The organism is Polaromonas sp., from assembly GCF_012927415.1.
Lineage (GTDB): Bacteria > Pseudomonadota > Gammaproteobacteria > Burkholderiales > Burkholderiaceae_C > Polaromonas.
The window spans coordinates 1-14452 of sequence record NZ_JABBPF010000104.1 but is presented as its reverse complement, the minus strand read 5'-3'; the positions used below and the strand labels follow the sequence as shown (position 1 = coordinate 14452).

At 62.9% G+C, this 14452-nt stretch carries 14 protein-coding genes and 1 pseudogene; 6 read left to right on the top strand and 9 right to left on the bottom strand.

From position 1 onward, the window contains the following. From HHJ19_RS10545 to HHJ19_RS10530, 4 genes are all read right to left on the bottom strand, one after another. Positions 1 to 328, bottom strand: a 328-nt coding sequence (locus HHJ19_RS10545; protein ID WP_296906925.1) for an anion permease, incomplete at its 3' end; no start/stop codon positions are given. 13 nt (positions 329 to 341) lie between these two features. Beyond that, positions 342 to 1379, bottom strand: coding sequence for a zinc-dependent alcohol dehydrogenase family protein (locus tag HHJ19_RS10540; RefSeq protein ID WP_296906923.1), 1038 nt, complete (start codon positions 1377 to 1379; stop codon positions 342 to 344). Positions 1380 to 1697: 318 nt separating this feature from the next. Then, entirely contained in the window at positions 1698 to 3119 is a 1422-nt protein-coding gene (locus HHJ19_RS10535; RefSeq protein ID WP_296906921.1) for an FAD-linked oxidase C-terminal domain-containing protein, read from the bottom strand. Between the two features lie 136 nt (positions 3120 to 3255). Beyond that, the gene (locus HHJ19_RS10530) at positions 3256 to 3606 is read right to left on the bottom strand and encodes an EF-hand domain-containing protein (protein ID WP_296906919.1); all 351 of its coding nucleotides are present in this window, start codon (positions 3604 to 3606) and stop codon (positions 3256 to 3258) included. Positions 3607 to 3848: 242 nt separating this feature from the next. Here HHJ19_RS10530 and HHJ19_RS10525 point away from each other — a divergent pair, with 242 nt between their 5' ends. Beyond that, on the top strand, positions 3849 to 4424 hold the full coding sequence (locus HHJ19_RS10525) for a cob(I)yrinic acid a,c-diamide adenosyltransferase (protein WP_296906916.1): 576 nt from the start codon (positions 3849 to 3851) through the stop codon (positions 4422 to 4424). Between the two features lie 370 nt (positions 4425 to 4794). Here HHJ19_RS10525 and HHJ19_RS10520 read toward each other — a convergent pair whose 3' ends face one another. Then, complete coding sequence (locus HHJ19_RS10520; protein WP_296906915.1) at positions 4795 to 5229, bottom strand: hotdog fold thioesterase; 435 nt, start codon at positions 5227 to 5229, stop codon at positions 4795 to 4797. 136 nt (positions 5230 to 5365) lie between these two features. On the opposite strand from HHJ19_RS10520, the gene HHJ19_RS10515 reads away from it, so the two are divergent. Further along, positions 5366 to 6700, top strand: coding sequence for an AsmA-like C-terminal region-containing protein (locus tag HHJ19_RS10515; RefSeq protein ID WP_296906913.1), 1335 nt, complete (start codon positions 5366 to 5368; stop codon positions 6698 to 6700). Positions 6701 to 6868: 168 nt separating this feature from the next. Then, positions 6869 to 7213 (top strand): hypothetical protein, encoded by a 345-nt coding sequence (locus HHJ19_RS10510; protein ID WP_296906910.1) that lies wholly within the window; start codon positions 6869 to 6871, stop codon positions 7211 to 7213. Between the two features lie 17 nt (positions 7214 to 7230). On the opposite strand, the gene HHJ19_RS10505 is transcribed toward HHJ19_RS10510, so the two are convergent. Both HHJ19_RS10505 and HHJ19_RS10500 read right to left on the bottom strand, forming a co-directional pair. Then, positions 7231 to 8544 carry a solute carrier family 23 protein gene (locus HHJ19_RS10505; protein ID WP_296906908.1) on the bottom strand — a complete coding sequence of 438 codons (1314 nt, stop codon included), beginning with the start codon at positions 8542 to 8544 and terminating at the stop codon, positions 7231 to 7233. 181 nt (positions 8545 to 8725) lie between these two features. Beyond that, on the bottom strand, positions 8726 to 9859 hold the full coding sequence (locus tag HHJ19_RS10500; protein ID WP_296906905.1) for a PilT/PilU family type 4a pilus ATPase: 1134 nt from the start codon (positions 9857 to 9859) through the stop codon (positions 8726 to 8728). 151 nt (positions 9860 to 10010) lie between these two features. On the opposite strand from HHJ19_RS10500, the gene HHJ19_RS10495 reads away from it, so the two are divergent. From HHJ19_RS10495 to HHJ19_RS10485, 3 genes and pseudogenes are all read left to right on the top strand, one after another. After that, a complete protein-coding gene (locus tag HHJ19_RS10495; protein WP_296906903.1) occupies positions 10011 to 11174 on the top strand; it encodes an efflux RND transporter periplasmic adaptor subunit in 1164 nt (387 codons plus the stop codon). A gap of 83 nt (positions 11175 to 11257) precedes the next feature. Further along, entirely contained in the window at positions 11258 to 12523 is a 1266-nt protein-coding gene (locus tag HHJ19_RS10490) for an FtsX-like permease family protein (protein ID WP_296906900.1), read from the top strand. 285 nt (positions 12524 to 12808) lie between these two features. After that, positions 12809 to 12892: pseudogene (locus HHJ19_RS10485) on the top strand (transposase domain-containing protein); the annotation flags it as partial. 292 nt (positions 12893 to 13184) lie between these two features. Here the strand turns inward: HHJ19_RS10485 and HHJ19_RS10480 are convergent. After that, on the bottom strand, positions 13185 to 13985 hold the full coding sequence (locus tag HHJ19_RS10480; RefSeq protein ID WP_296906898.1) for an amino acid ABC transporter permease: 801 nt from the start codon (positions 13983 to 13985) through the stop codon (positions 13185 to 13187). Continuing rightward, a partial coding sequence (locus tag HHJ19_RS10475; protein WP_296906895.1) for an ABC transporter permease subunit occupies positions 13982 to 14452 on the bottom strand: 471 nt, incomplete at its 5' end. The genes HHJ19_RS10480 and HHJ19_RS10475, both read right to left, overlap by 4 nt.

Sequence of the window (14452 nt, the reverse complement as noted above, 5' to 3'; positions counted from 1 at the left end):
AAGCCAGGCCTATTGCTGCGCCGGTGCCCACATAGACGCCGCCGGGTCTGGCCGCATCGGGCGCGTAGCCGAGCAGGATGACCATCGACGCGGCTATCACCACCGAACTCACCGCATGGTCGAGCGCTTCGCTCATCCAGACGATAGCCGCGAAGGCGAGGGTGACCAGCATCACCTGGCCTGCTGGCGGCAGTCGCTGCGGCGTTGGCATCCAGACGATGGCCAGCAGGGCGGTCAGCGCAGCGACGAGGCCGGCGCGCTTGACGGAACCGCCGCCGGAAGCGGTAGGCACAGACGCGGTCGGCGACGGGCTCGAGGCTGTCTTCATGGGTTTGCGTCCTTCACGCTTCAATGATGACTTTAAGCGCCTTGGTGTCGGCCGCCTTGCCGAAGGTGTCATAAGCTTCAAGAATCTGGTCAAACCCGAAGCGGTGGGTGATCAGCTGCGCGGCGTCGATGCGTTTGGATTGCACGGTCTTGAGCAGCATCGGAATCGATACCGTGTCGACCAGCCGCGTGGTGATCGTCACGTTGTGCGACCACAGCCGCTCCAGGTGCAGATCGACCTTGCTGCCGTGCACGCCGACATTGGCGATGGTGCCGCCCGGCCCGACAATGTCCTCGCACAGCGTAAAGGTGGCGGGGATGCCGACCGCTTCGATGGCCGTGTCGACACCGCGCCCGCCGGTGAACGCCATCACCTGCTGCGCGGCGCTGCCATCGGCGCTGTTCACGGTGGCGGTCGCGCCAAAGCGCTTGGCCACGGCCAGCCGGTTGTCGTCCAGGTCGATCATAATGATCTGTGACGGCGAATAGAACTGCGCCGTCAGCAAGGCCGCCAGCCCGATTGGCCCGGAACCGACGATCGCCACGCTTGATCCCGGCGCGACTTTGCCATTGAGCACGCCGCATTCAAAACCTGTCGGCAGGATGTCGCTCAGCATGACCAGCGCCTCCTCATCCGCGCCGTCAGGAATCGGATACAGGCTGGTGTCGGCGTGCGGCGTACGCACATACTCGGCCTGCGTACCGTCGATCGTATTGCCGAGGATCCAGCCGCCGGTGGCGCAATGCGAGTACATGCCGCGCCGGCAGTACCCGCACTTGCCGCAAGACGAGATGCACGAGATCAGCACCCGGTCGCCAGCACGGAAAGTGCTCACGCCGGCACCGACCGAGTCGATGACGCCGACGCCCTCGTGCCCCAGGATGCGCCCTGCTGTGCAGGTCGGCACGTCGCCCTTGAGAATATGCAGGTCGGTGCCGCAAATGGTGGTCTTGACCATTTTCACGATCGCGTCGCCGGCCGCCTGGAGCGCGGGCTTGGGACGTTCTTCAAGCGCTTTCAGACCGGGTCCGTTGTAGACAAATGCTTTCATCACATTCTCCTGGCAGTTGAAAATTGCAGGCTGATGCCGAAGTCCAGGCGGAGCAATCGGGGCAGGTCGTTGGGCGCAGAACGCGTCCCATTGCCCTGCAGTTTAGGCATGCCGTGCCGGACGGTCTGTGTGGTAGCGCACTGCACTTGTGCTGCCGGAGCCGGTTGCGGTCCCTGTTGATGGCCGCTGACTGAAATATCGGCAATGCGCGGGCATTGCCGGCGGCTGCGCCAGCCGAGTTTTTAAGCAGTCACTGGTGCCTAAAACACGGACCCGTACCGCTACAAAAAAAGGAACGGTGCAACCCGTCCAGGCTGCTCAGAGCGAAAAAATCTTGCCTGGATTCATGATGTTTTGCGGGTCCAGCGCGCGCTTGATGGTGCGCATCATCTCCACGGCGCCGTCGCCGGTTTCCAGAACCAGGAAGTCCATCTTGTGCAGGCCTATGCCGTGCTCGCCGGTGCAAGTGCCTTCCAGTCGCAGGGCGCGGCTCACCAGCTTGTGGTTGAGCGCTTCGGCCACTTCGCGTTCTTCAGGCTTGTCAGGGTCAATCAGGTAACCGAAGTGAAAGTTGCCGTCGCCCACATGGCCGACCAGAAAATAGGGAATGCCACTGGCATCGACTTCGGCAACCGATTCGAGCAGGCAGTCAGCCAGGCGTGAAATCGGCACGCAGGTGTCGGTGGAAATCGCACGGCAGCCGGGACGCGACTGGATGGCGGCGAAATAGGCGTTGTGCCGGGCGGTCCAGAGCCGGGTGCGTTCTTCAGGCGTACTGGCCCATTCAAAGGCCTGGCCGCCGTGGCCGCTGGCCAGCTCCTGCACCAGCTCGGCCTGCTCCTTCACGCTGCCCGGCGTACCGTGAAACTCCATCAGCAGCATCGGTTCCTCGCGCAAACCGAGCTTGCTGTGCGCGTTGACCATGCGCACGGTGTTGACGTCTATCAGTTCGACTCGCGCAATCGGCACGCCGAGCTGGATCACCTCGATCGTGGCGCGCACGGCCGCTTCGATGCTCGGAAACGAGCAGATCGCGGCCGAGATTGCCTCGGGCAGCGGATAGAGCCTGACGGTCACTTCGGTAATGACGCCGAGCGTGCCCTCGCTGCCCACCATCAGCCGGGTCAGGTCGTAACCGGCTGACGACTTTTTGGCGCGGGTGCCGGTGCGTATGATGCGGCCGCTGGCGGTGACGACTTCAAGCGCCAGCACGTTTTCGCGCATGGTGCCGTAACGCACGGCGTTGGTGCCGCTGGCGCGCGTTGCGCTCATGCCGCCCAGCGTCGCGTCGGCGCCGGGGTCGATCGGGAAAAACAGGCCGGTGCTTTTGACGGCCTCATTAAGCTGCTTGCGCGTCACGCCCGGCTGCACCGTGACGGTCAGGTCATCGGCGTTGATGGACAGCACCTGGTTCATGCGGCTCACATCAATGCTGATGCCGCCCTGCACGGCCAGCAAATGGCCTTCAAGAGAACTGCCCACACCAAAGGGAATAACCGGCACGCTGTACTGGCTCGCCAATTTCACGGCGTCGGCCACGTCCAGCGTGCTGTGGGCAAACACCACGGCGGCGGGTGGCGGCGCAGAAAACGAGGATTCGTCGCGGCCGTGCTGCTCACGCACCACCAGGGCGGTGGAGCAGCGTTCGCCGAAGCGCGCTTTCAGTGCCTCCATCAACGCGGCTGGCGTTTCGCGCTGGCGGATTTCGGGCAGCAGATATTCGGGTAGCGGTGCGTTCATGGGTCTCTCCGGAGCTGACCTACAGTTTACGACCTGGGCGCGCAGGCCGCCTGCCGGGTTCGCACCAAGGGCGTGAGAGATGCCGGTCATGCCTGGTCGGCACCCACGGCTTGCTGACCGCATCACTGCGCCAGGATCAGGAGCCCACATCGGTCGCCTGGTCAAACTCGTCGCGCGCGATGAAGTTGTCGTGGTTGCCGTCGATCTGGTCGAAGCGCGCTTCCACCGCCGGAAAATGCCGGGCTTCCTCGCGGCTCAGCTTGCCATCCGCGTTGGTGTCGGCCCGGTTGAAAGCCGCCTGGACATCCCTGGCCAGGATTTTGTCGGGCGAAATGATGTCGGCGGCAGTAGCCGCTGCGGCCAGCTGGGCCGAAGCAGGGCTGCTCCCAGGCGGGAAGGGCGGGATGGCCTGGGCGTGCGTCGTAAGGGCTGCGCCTATGGCCAAGGCTGAAAACAGCAGCACGCTGCGGAGTTCAAAGTTGGGCATAGAATGTTTTTCGCTGTCGTACGCACGATCATGCGGCTATCCTTCGAGGTTAAAAAGCTTTCCATTGCATATCAGCCGGCGAAGGGCTGCCAGCAGTTTTGCAGGCTGTTTCCTCGCTCACATGTGAGCGTACGACGACACATTTTTTTGCCCGGGGTAACGCCCGGAAAATGTCCCGGATGCCGCTTGCGGCCTCTTCATTGATTGACTCAACCCGTTGCGTTAGCACGCACCTCACCATCATGGCCAACCGACTTTCCCAGATTGCAACGCGCACCGGCGACAACGGCAGCACCGGGCTGGGCGACAACACCCGCGTTTCCAAAGACAGCCTGCGCGTCCATGCGATGGGCGATGTCGATGAATTGAACTCGAATATCGGTGTGCTGCTCTGCGAAGAGCTGCCTGCTGGCGTGCGTGATTTGCTGGTGGAAGTACAGCACCAGCTGTTCAACCTTGGGGGTGAATTGTCGATCCCGGGCTATGAATTGCTCAAGGTCGAGGCCGTTGCGCTGCTCGATGACGCCCTGGAAGAGTACAACGCGCAATTGCCGCGCCTGGCCGAATTCATCTTGCCGGCCGGCTCCCGCGCAGCCTCACTGGCCCACGTATGCCGCACCGTGGCGCGCCGCGCCGAGCGCGCGGTGGTGGCGCTGGGCAAGGTCGAGCCATTAAACGACGCGCCACGCCAGTACCTCAATCGACTGAGTGATCTGCTGTTTGTGCTGTCGCGCGTGCTCAACCGCATGAACGGCGGCGACGATGTGTATTGGAAGAGTGAGCGCATGGTGCGCATGGCCCAGGAAGACGAGGCGTGACCCAGGCCTTGTAGCAACCGTTTCTGCAGCGAGACATTTGTTCGCCCGTCCTCATAGCGCGCGAGTGCGAAGGCAGCGCCTTATCCAGCAGCCGCGGCATGTGCTGGCCCGAAGGCCCTTTTTCGGCCCGCTCGAAGTTATCCAGCGGCGCGCAGCGCACGACGTGAACGTTCGATATTAGCAGGCGGCCCCCCCCTAAACCAAGGGAAAACCCTCGGCCTTCGCCCGCCCCAGCCCTCGAAAACATAGTAATAATTTGCGCAAGTTTTACGCCGGTTTGAAACGGACGCAGCATGAAAGACGCCCGCAGCGATTATTTTTTTGCTACGTATTTAATAGCTAATAGTGGCCGAAATATCAGGACTTCAGGCTATTTTTTCGCTGATCTTGGCATCAGCACCGCCATCGTGATGCGCGACACGCAGGTCAGCTCGCCAGCGTCGTTGCGCAGCTCGATCTGCCAGACCTGGGTGCTGCGGCCGATGTGCACCGGCCGCGTGATGCCGGTGACCCAGCCGCTGGTCGTGCCCTTCAGGTGGTTGGCGTTGACTTCCAGGCCGACCGTGCGATGTCCCTCTGGCGCTGAAAAAGCCGCGCCACAGGAACCCAGCGTTTCGGCCAGCACTACCGACACGCCGCCGTGCAGCAGGCCGTAAGGCTGGATCGTGCGCGAGTCCACCGGAACGCGGGCGCGAATGAAGTCGTCGCCCACCTCCAAAAATTCGATGCCCAGATGGCTGACGGCGGTATTGGCGGCGCTGGCGGTGAGCAATTCAACGGAGATGGTTTGCTTCCATATGCGCATCGAGGTTTCCGGAGGAGGGGGTTGAGACATCCCCCACTATAAAGCGCTGATCAGGGCACTGACTAAGGCGCTGGCCTACAGCGCTTATGGCAACTTTTCACCGGCAGCCGGAAGCCCGGCTGTTTATGCTTGCCACATGGAATTGATACCAGAGGTCCCGATGCGGCGCACGCGAAGGTGGCTGCTTGCCGGAAGCATTGTTGTGGCCATGCTGGTGGTGGCGGGCGTCGGCCTGTTCAGTCTGCTGCCGTCCAATGAGGAGCTGGCCCGGCGTGCCGCCACCGAGCTTGAAGCCGCCTTGGGCGTGCCGGTCAGCGTCGGTTCCCTCCATTGGCGCTTACGACCCTCAGTCATGGTCGAGCTCGAAAACGTCGCCACGCAGCAAAGCCAGCCTATCGTCATCAAGAAACTCACGGCCAAGCTCAATGTGGCAGCGCTTTGGCAACGGCGCCTGAAACTGGAACGGGTGGAAGTCGATGGCGCCGTGCTGCCCCAGCTGTCACTGCGCGGCTTGCATGCCTCTGCAGGCGAGCCTACAGAGGCCAAACCGGGCCGGTTGCAACTCGACGAACTACCGATCGATCAGCTGGTTTTTAGGGATGTGACCTGGATTTCGCGGCACGGTACCCATGTGGTGTACGCGGGGGAAGCGGAATTTGACCCCGGCTGGCGGCCGCGCAGTGCCCAGCTGCGGCGGCCGGGTTTCCTGCCCACCACTGAGCTGAGCCTGACCCGTCGAGGCGAAGATGACCGCTGGGACACCCGTATCAACCTGGGCGGCGGCACCGCCAACGGCGAGCTGCAATTGCAGACCCGCGCCAACGGCCAGCTGCACATCGCCGGCAAGCTCCAGCCGCGTGGCATTGAAGCGGTCAGTGCGCTTGCCGCCTTCAACCGCCGCTCGGTCATTGCGGGCAAGATCACGGGTGAAACCACTGTGTCAGCCAGCGGGGCTGGGCTGGCCGAGCTTGCGCGATCGCTGCACACCACCACGCCTTTCACCATCGGCCACGCCACGCTGCTGCGCTTTGACATGGAGAAGGCCATTCGCAGCGTGGGTAAGGACCATGCCGGTAAAACCGCGCTCGATTCCGTGACCGGGCAGCTCGATACGCAAAATACGTCAAATGGCATGGTGCTGGACTTCGGCAAGGTGAAAGCGGTTTCGGGCGCGCTCAGCGCAACCGGCAAGGCGCACATTGCCGACCGGCAAATTGAGGCCGAACTGGCCGTCGATCTGGTTGAGGGCCTGGTCGGCGTGCCGCTCAAGCTCAGCGGCCCGCTGACGCGCGTCAATGTCTCTGTGCCACCCGGGGCTCTTGCGGGAGCGGTGTTGGGGACGGCCGTGCTCCCCGGCGTGGGCACCGCGATCGGTGCCCGCCTGGGCGCTGCGCTGGGCAATATCTTCAACTCCGGGCCTTCAGTCCAGGCAAAAGCCAAGCCGCCCGCGGCTCCTGGAAAAAGGTCCTGAAAGTAATCGCAACACGAATGTCGGGCAGATCCGGCACATTTCCAGGCGGCAACCGGCACACTGGAAGTCCGTGTTGGGTATATATTCACGATCTGGCGATACCTAAGCTTCTTTTTTTGGAAAGGCTGGTTTTTGCTGCCGACCGGCCCTCAATTCACCTTTTTCATCATGATTCAGTCACTGCCGGTTTCTCCATCCTCAACGCCATTGCGGCAGGCACTCGTTCAGAGTCAGGCCGTCAAGAATACGGTGGAGCAATCTGCCGCCGAACTGCTGGTGATCAATGCGGTGCTCAAACTGGAAGTGCCGTCTCATGTGCAGACCGGCGAGGTGGCGCTTGCGTTGCAGAAAACCGACGAACTGGAAGACCGGATACAGGCCTCCGCCGAAGACCTTGGCAGGGTCAACCAGGCCCTCAAGCAGGAAATCGGCGAGCGTGCCAGGCTTGAGCAGGAATTGGCTGACACCAAGGCTGACCTGGCCAAGGTCCAGGGTCAGCCTGACGCGACCTAGGCCCGATCTGGGCCCCTTTACCGGGCCTGCTGCGCTGCTGGCTGGCGGGGCTTGAGGTTGAGCAGCGCGTACAGCAAAATTGCCCCGAAAGTGGCGGTGCCGATGCCGCCAAGCGCAAACTGGCCAAATTTCAGGGTGAAATCGCCGGTGCCCAGCACCAGCGTGATGGCCGCAACCAGCAAGTTTTTGTTGTCTGAAAAATCCACTTTGTTGTCGACCCAGATTTTGGCGCCGGCCACGGCAATCAGCCCGAACACCACAATGCTCACGCCGCCCATCACAGGCAGCGGAATCGCCTGGATCAGCGCACCGAACTTGGGGCTGAAACCTAGCAGCACGGCAATCAGGCCGGCCACCATGAACACGGCCGTTGAATAAATCCGGGTCGCGGCCATCACCCCGATGTTCTCGGCGTAGGTGGTGACGCCAGTGCCGCCAGCGCTTCCCGAGATCATGGTCGCAACGCCGTCGCCGATGAAAGCGCGGCCCATGTAGCCATCCAGGTTTTTGCCTGTCATGGCGGTCACCGCCTTGATGTGACCGAGGTTTTCCGCCACCAGAATGATCACCACCGGCACGATCAGCAGCATGGCGCTGGCCGTGAACACCGGGGCAGCAAAGCCCGGTGCCCCCAGCCAGGCGGCGTTCGTGACGCCCGCCAGGTCGATCGGCTTGCCCAGACCCAAGCCGTTGGTGAGCAGTGCGTAAATCAGACTGGCCGCGATCAGGCCGATCAGAATCAGCAGGCGCTGCAGCATGCCGCGCGCCATCACGGCGACCAGTGCCACGCTGACGAAGGTGACGACCTGCATCCAGGCGTCAAAATTGCTGGCGGCCATGTTCTTGATCGGGATACTGGCCAGGTTCAGGCCAATCACGGCCACGACCGCACCCGTCACAACGGGCGGCATGAGGCGTTCGATCCAGCTGCTGCCGAGCGCCTGCACGACAAATCCGATCAGCGCATACACCGCGCCACAGGCAATGATGCCGCCCAGCGCCACGCCGATGTTGGCGTTCGCGCCCTTGCCGGCATAGCCGGTGGCGGCAATCACCACGCCGATGAAGGCGAAGCTGGATCCGAGGTAGCTGGGCACCTTGCCGCCGGTGACCAGAAAGAAGATCAGCGTGCCAATACCGCTCATCAAAATAGCGACATTCGGGTCAAAGCCCATCAACAGCGGCGCCAGCACCGTGGCGCCAAACATCGCAATGACATGCTGAACACCCATCGCGGTGGTTTGCGGCCAGGGCAGGCGTTCGTCAGGCCCGATGACACCACCTTGTCGCAGCACCGCGCCGCTTTTTTTCGTCCAGTCCAGCATGCCCATCGCGCTCCCCCGTGTTGTAAGTGGCGCAATGCTAGCAGTCCGCCAGCTTGCCCAATGAAAGGAGCGGCGAGACCAGACAAAAATTGTTAATTTGCTATTAAAAAAATAGCAACAAGTAACCGTAATTGCTGGACCTGACCGATATTTTGTTAAAAATCAGGGCTTGGCCCGGCGCTGCCGATCATCCCGGCGCGACATGGAGTGCTCCGGCATCCGGCCGGTGCCCCGACGTGAGGCGGATATGCAGCGAGAGGTCGGTTTTGGAGTCGGCCTGATCGATCGCCTGCTCCTGCGTAATTTCGCCGCGCAGATACAGCTCATAGAGAGACTGGTCGAAAGTCGCCATGCCCATCTCGGTGCTCTTGGCCATCGCGGCCTTGATCTCGTCCGTCTGGCCCTTCTGGATCAGGTCGGCGATGTAGGGTGACAGCAGCATCACCTCGACTGCCGGAACCCGTTTGCCGCTGGTGCCCGCGAGCAGCCTCTGGCCGACGACACCTTTCAGGTTCAGCGACAGGTCCATCAGCACCTGGTGCTTCGCGGTTTCAGGAAAGAAATTAAGAATGCGCTGAATTGCCTGGTTGGCGTTATTGGCATGTAGCGTCGAGACGCACAGATGGCCGGTTTCCGCGTATGCCATGGCATGCTGCATGGTCTCGCGGTCACGGATTTCCCCGATCATGATGACGTCGGGCGCCTCGCGCATGGCGCGGCGCAGGGCTTCGTCGAAAGATCGGGTGTCCAGCCCGACCTCGCGCTGGTCGACAATCGATTTTTTGTGGCTGTGCTCAAACTCCATCGGGTCTTCCACCGTCAGGATATGGTCGCTTGCCATTTCGTTGCGGTAATCCAGCATCGCGGCCAGTGAGGTGGACTTGCCGGAACCAGCCGCACCGACCATCAACACCAGTCCCCGCTTGAGCATTGCCAGCGTTTTGAGAATGGGGGGAAGGTTCAGTGATTCGAGCGATGGAATCTGGCTGTTGATGTGGCGCACCACCACCGCAATTTCGCCGCGCTGGCGGTAGACGTTGACGCGAAAGCGCCCCAGCCGCTCCATCGCAATGGCCAGATCGCACTCCAGTTCGGCCTCAAACTCGCGGATCTGGGATTCGCGCATCATTGAATAAGCCAGCGTCTTGATGCGCGATCCAGTCAGCGGCTCCTCGGGCAGCCGCCGTATCTTTCCCTGGATTTTGAGTGAAGCGGGCGCGTCGCTGGACAGGAAAAGATCAGAAGCGCCATGCGTCACCATGAGCGCCAGATAGCGGCCGAGGTCGTTGGCGTCCTGGGGCGGGGGCGGGGCTTGTTCCATAAGGGGGTGAGGTCTTGCGATGGCGCTCCAGTTTACGAGGAATTGGTCAATTCCCGGCATTTTTGCGCCGGCCGGCCATGCTTCAAATTAAACCTGCGCCGCCGATCGGGTGTGAGCACCCGGCAGAAATCACCTGCTACGCTTGGCAACCATGAAACCTATCGTGAAATGGGGCGCTGCCGCCCTGCTCGTGCTCGTTGTGGCCGGTGCCGCCGTGCTGGCCAGCCGGCGCGGCGCGCCAGTGCAACTGGTGGCGGTGGCGCGCACCGGCATCGTCCAGTCGGTGGTGGCCACCGGGCGGCTCAACGCGCCGGCGCGCATGGATATCGGGTCTGAAGTCGCCGCCACCGTACTGGAAGTGCGCGTCCGCGAAGGCGACCGCGTCAAGGCCGGCGATGTGCTGCTGCGCCTGTCGGATGCCGAAGCCAGAGCCGCTCTGCAGCAGGCCAGAGCCGCCTTGACTGAAGCGCGCGGCCGCGCCACCCAGCAGGCCACTGTGGCCGCGCCGGTGGCTAGTCAGGCCGTGGTGCAGGCGCAGGCCGCCCTCACCTCGGCCGAGCGCGATTTTCAGCGCACCCGGGAACTGGTGGCGCAGGGTTTCTTTTCGCAGCAAAAGCTCGATGAGGCGCGGCGCGCCCTCGACACGGCCAGCAGCGCGCTGCAGTCGGCCCGGGTGCAGTCCCAGGCCAACCAGCCCGGCGGCGTCGAGCGCTCGCTGGCCGTCTCGCGCATTGACCAGGCCGCTGCCGCCGTTGAAATGGCACAGGCACGGCTGGCCCGCCTGGCCGTCACCAGTCCGGTCGATGCCATTGTGCTGACGCGCAGCGTCGAGCCCGGAAGCATGGCCCAGCCCGGCCATGTGCTCTTGAGCCTGGCGGCGCAGGGGGGCACCCGGATTGATGCCAATGTGGATGAAAAAAACCTGCGCCTGCTCACGCCCGGCATGCCCGCCCGGGCAGTGGCCGATGCCTACCCAGGCCAGTCGTTTGACGCCCAGCTGAACTACATCGCACCGGCGGTCGACCCGCAGCGTGGCACCGTGGAGGTCCGTCTGGCGGTGCCCAATCCGCCGGCATTTTTGCGTCCGGACATGACGGTCTCGGTGGAACTGGTGGGCGGCACCAAAAAGGACGCGCTGGTGCTGCCCTCCGGCGCGGTGCGCGACGCCGACCGCCAGGCGCCCTGGGTGTTGCTGCTCTCAGGCGACCAGGCCTTGCGCAGGCCGGTCAGGCTCGGCCTGCGCGGTGGAAATCCTGGAAGGCCTGAAAGAGGGCGACCAGGCCATTCCGCAGACCGAAAAGGCAGCGCCCGGTGACCGCGTTCGGCCCGGCCCGGTGCTGACGCCAGGCAAGGGCATGGAAGTGCCGTCCTTCATTCGCTGACGGTTGAGCTGAACCCATGTTCTTTACCCGCCACCGCCCCGCCGCAAGTTCCTGGACGCGCTGGATGCCTTTCGAGTTGCTGGTGGCGTTGCGCTTCCTGCGCGAAGGCCGGATGCAGAGCGTGCTGATCCTGGCCGGCGTGACCGGCGGCGTGGCGGTCATCATCTTTCTCACGCAACTGATCAACCAGCTGCAGTCAACCATCATTGACCGCGTCCTGGGCTCGCAGGCGCATGTGGTGGTCCGTCCGCTCGAGGAAGTCACGCAGCGCGTGCTCACGCCCAGTGCTGATCGTTCGGTAGCGGCGGTGGTGCAGCCGCGCGAGCAGCGCCTGCGCTCGGTCGACCAGTGGGAGCGCATTGCCGCGCTGGCAGCGGCCACGCCGGGCGTGCTGGCAGTCTCGCCGGTGGTCAGCGGCCCGGCCTTTGCGTCGCGCGGCAACAGCAACAAAAGCGTGGCGCTGCTCGGCGTGCAGCCCGATGCCTATCGCCGCGTGGTCCGCATGGACGACTACATGACGCGCGGCCGCTTCGACGTGACCGGCACCGGCGCATTGATCGGCACCGATCTGGCGCAGGACCTGGGCGTCAGCGTGGGTGACAAGCTGCGTGTCACCAGCGCCGGCGGGCGCAGTGAAACGCTGGACATCACCGGCCTGTTCGACATGGGCAACCGCGACCTGAACCGCCGCTGGGTCTTCGTAACACTCAAACTCGCGCAGACGCTGCTCGACTTGCCCGGCGGCGTGTCCAATATCGACCTCACGGTGAAAGACCTGTTCGGCGCCAACCAGGTGGCCGACGCACTTCGCGCGCAGACCGGCCTGACGGTGGACAGCTGGATGCAGACCAACGCGGGCCTGCTCAACGCCCTGAGCAACCAGACCGTGTCGAACAACCTGATCCGCAGCTTTGTCATCATCATCGTGGCGCTGGGAATTTCCAGTGTGCTGGTGGTCAGCGTGGTGCAAAAGCGGCGCGAAATCGGTATCCTGCGCGCCATGGGCGCTGGAAGGCGCCGCATCATGACGGTGTTCTTGCTGCAGGGTGGACTGGTCGGTCTGGCCGGCTCGCTGTTCGGCTCGGCGCTGGCCTTCGGCCTGCTGGTGGTGTTCTCTCATATTTTCAAAAGCCCGGACGGCAACCCGCTGTTTGCCGCGCAGCTTGACCCCATGCTGGTCGTGCTGGCCTCGGTCGTGGCCTGTGGCGTGGGGCTGGCGGCGGCAGCGATTCCGGCGCGCAGCGCCGCACGCATGGACCCGGTGCAGGCGATCCGGTCGTGAGTGGGAGTTGGCAGCGGGGCAGGGTCATGCCTTCAAAGCAAGCCTGCATGAGTCACGGCTAGAACAGCCGGTTTGCAGCGGGAGCTGCCACTTATCACTGGCAGCTTTCTGGAAATTCAATTACACGGCTTGACTTGCCAGTCAGCCGTCGTTCATGGCGATCAACAACGGGCCCATACCGGCTGTACAGAGTTCTCCGAAGCGGACCTATAGTTTTGCCTGAAATCGTTCGCCGCCTTCCAGCAGCGGCTGATTTCTTCATCGGATTCTGAGGCTCGCTACCGGATCGGTTTACCCCAAAGTTTAAGGTTGAATGGCCACGACCCCTACGCCTATCTCAAGGACGTGCTCACGCGACTGCCAACGTAGCGTGCCAGTCAGGTCGCCGATTTGCTGCCGCATCGCCGGCAGTTATCCCACCATCACCACGCGACTGATCATTACCCATGACCGCTTGCTCGCGGTCAATATGCGTTCACCGCGCGTTTACGAAAGACGAGCTATCTGCGCACTAAACGAAAAGCCCTGACTACGAGGACTTCTATCATTTCTCGCTTCACCATATTCCTGATAAATAGACTTGCTTCACAACGGGCTTGTTCTTTTTCAAATCGTCATATCCAGCCGTTTTGGCACCAACACGTGAGCGGCTTGATGATGGTCAGTGCATCGGCCGGCCGAGCTGTTTGCTTGCCCTTGATATCGCGTAGTTAACCAGGCAGTACAGCACCGCTACTACAAGGTATACGGGCACCAGCGCGTGGTAGTTGGCGATGAGCACCTTGGCGTTCTGCATCAATTCGCCGTAGGTGACGACGTAACCGAAAGTGGTGTCCTTGACCACGATGACCAGTTGCGCGACCAGTGCCGGGACAATGTAGCGTAGGGCCTGTGGGAAGACGACGAAGAAGAAAACCTGGGCTTCGGTCAGCCCCAGGCTTCGCGCAGCATCTGTCTGGCCGCGCGGAACTGCGAGCACGCCCGCGCGGTAGACCTCGGCCACCACTGCGGCGGTGCTAAGGCCGATGGGCAACGTCAACATCCAGTACGTGTTCAGCTTAATCCCGGCCGACGGAAGAACCAGAAAACCCACATAGATGAGCAGCAGCGTCGGCACGCCGCGCAGGAACTCGATGACCGCGACGCTCGGCCAACGTGCGAGCCGCAACGGCGACAGCCGCCCTACCAGCAGTACCAGCCCGAGGACCAGCGCGATGACGGCGGCCGTCGCCGCCGATGCGAGCGTGCCGAGCAGGCCCTTGGCCAAGAAGGCCCACGTCGTCGGCCAGGCGAAGAATTCCCAGTACCGCGCGTCGAACTGCCCTGCGGCATGAAACCTGAACACGATGCCCGCAGCCAGCAGGAGCAGCACGACCGCGGCGGTCACGCTCACGGCCCGAGTGACGGTCTGCGCCTCGCGGCCCGGATCACCAAACAGAATGTCTTCCAAAGGACGGCTCATCGCAATATCCGCATCTTCTTTTCAAGGGTGGCGCCAGCCCAGGCGATGAGCAGCCCCGACGCCACGTACATCGCAGCGGCCACCGCGAACGCGGGCATGCCGGCGGCGGAGTCGTTGGCGAGCTTGGCCACGAGCGCGGTGAGTTCCCGGCCTGGAAACGGCACCTGCGACGCCAGCGAGGTCGACAGCATCAGCGCAATGAGCAGCGAGGTCATCGGCTGCACCACCGCGCGCAGCGCCTGCGGCAATACCACCGCAGTGATGATGCACATCGGGCGCATGCCCAAGCTGAGTGCGGCCTCCACTTGGCCGCCGTCGACGGTGTTGATGCCCGCACGCAGGTAGTCCGCCGTGAATGCGGAACAGACGAGCGTTAACGTCAGGATCACGGCGGGCTCATAGTCGATCAGGACCTGGAGATCGGGCAGCGCGAACACGATGAAGATCAGCAGCGCAGCGCTGGGAAT

What these genes read in the sequence shown, in the direction of transcription:
- HHJ19_RS10540 (WP_296906923.1), bottom strand. Translation starts at nt 1,379, where the DNA reads ATGAAAGCATTTGTCTACAACGGACCCGGTCTGAAAGCGCTTGAAGAA.
- HHJ19_RS10535 (WP_296906921.1), bottom strand. Translation starts at nt 3,119, where the DNA reads ATGAACGCACCGCTACCCGAATATCTGCTGCCCGAAATCCGCCAGCGC.
- HHJ19_RS10530 (WP_296906919.1), bottom strand. Translation starts at nt 3,606, where the DNA reads ATGCCCAACTTTGAACTCCGCAGCGTGCTGCTGTTTTCAGCCTTGGCC.
- HHJ19_RS10525 (WP_296906916.1), top strand. Translation starts at nt 3,849, where the DNA reads ATGGCCAACCGACTTTCCCAGATTGCAACGCGCACCGGCGACAACGGC.
- HHJ19_RS10520 (WP_296906915.1), bottom strand. Translation starts at nt 5,229, where the DNA reads ATGCGCATATGGAAGCAAACCATCTCCGTTGAATTGCTCACCGCCAGC.
- HHJ19_RS10515 (WP_296906913.1), top strand. Translation starts at nt 5,366, where the DNA reads ATGGAATTGATACCAGAGGTCCCGATGCGGCGCACGCGAAGGTGGCTG.
- HHJ19_RS10510 (WP_296906910.1), top strand. Translation starts at nt 6,869, where the DNA reads ATGATTCAGTCACTGCCGGTTTCTCCATCCTCAACGCCATTGCGGCAG.
- HHJ19_RS10505 (WP_296906908.1), bottom strand. Translation starts at nt 8,544, where the DNA reads ATGGGCATGCTGGACTGGACGAAAAAAAGCGGCGCGGTGCTGCGACAA.
- HHJ19_RS10500 (WP_296906905.1), bottom strand. Translation starts at nt 9,859, where the DNA reads ATGGAACAAGCCCCGCCCCCGCCCCAGGACGCCAACGACCTCGGCCGC.
- HHJ19_RS10495 (WP_296906903.1), top strand. Translation starts at nt 10,011, where the DNA reads ATGAAACCTATCGTGAAATGGGGCGCTGCCGCCCTGCTCGTGCTCGTT.
- HHJ19_RS10490 (WP_296906900.1), top strand. Translation starts at nt 11,258, where the DNA reads ATGTTCTTTACCCGCCACCGCCCCGCCGCAAGTTCCTGGACGCGCTGG.
- HHJ19_RS10480 (WP_296906898.1), bottom strand. Translation starts at nt 13,985, where the DNA reads ATGAGCCGTCCTTTGGAAGACATTCTGTTTGGTGATCCGGGCCGCGAG.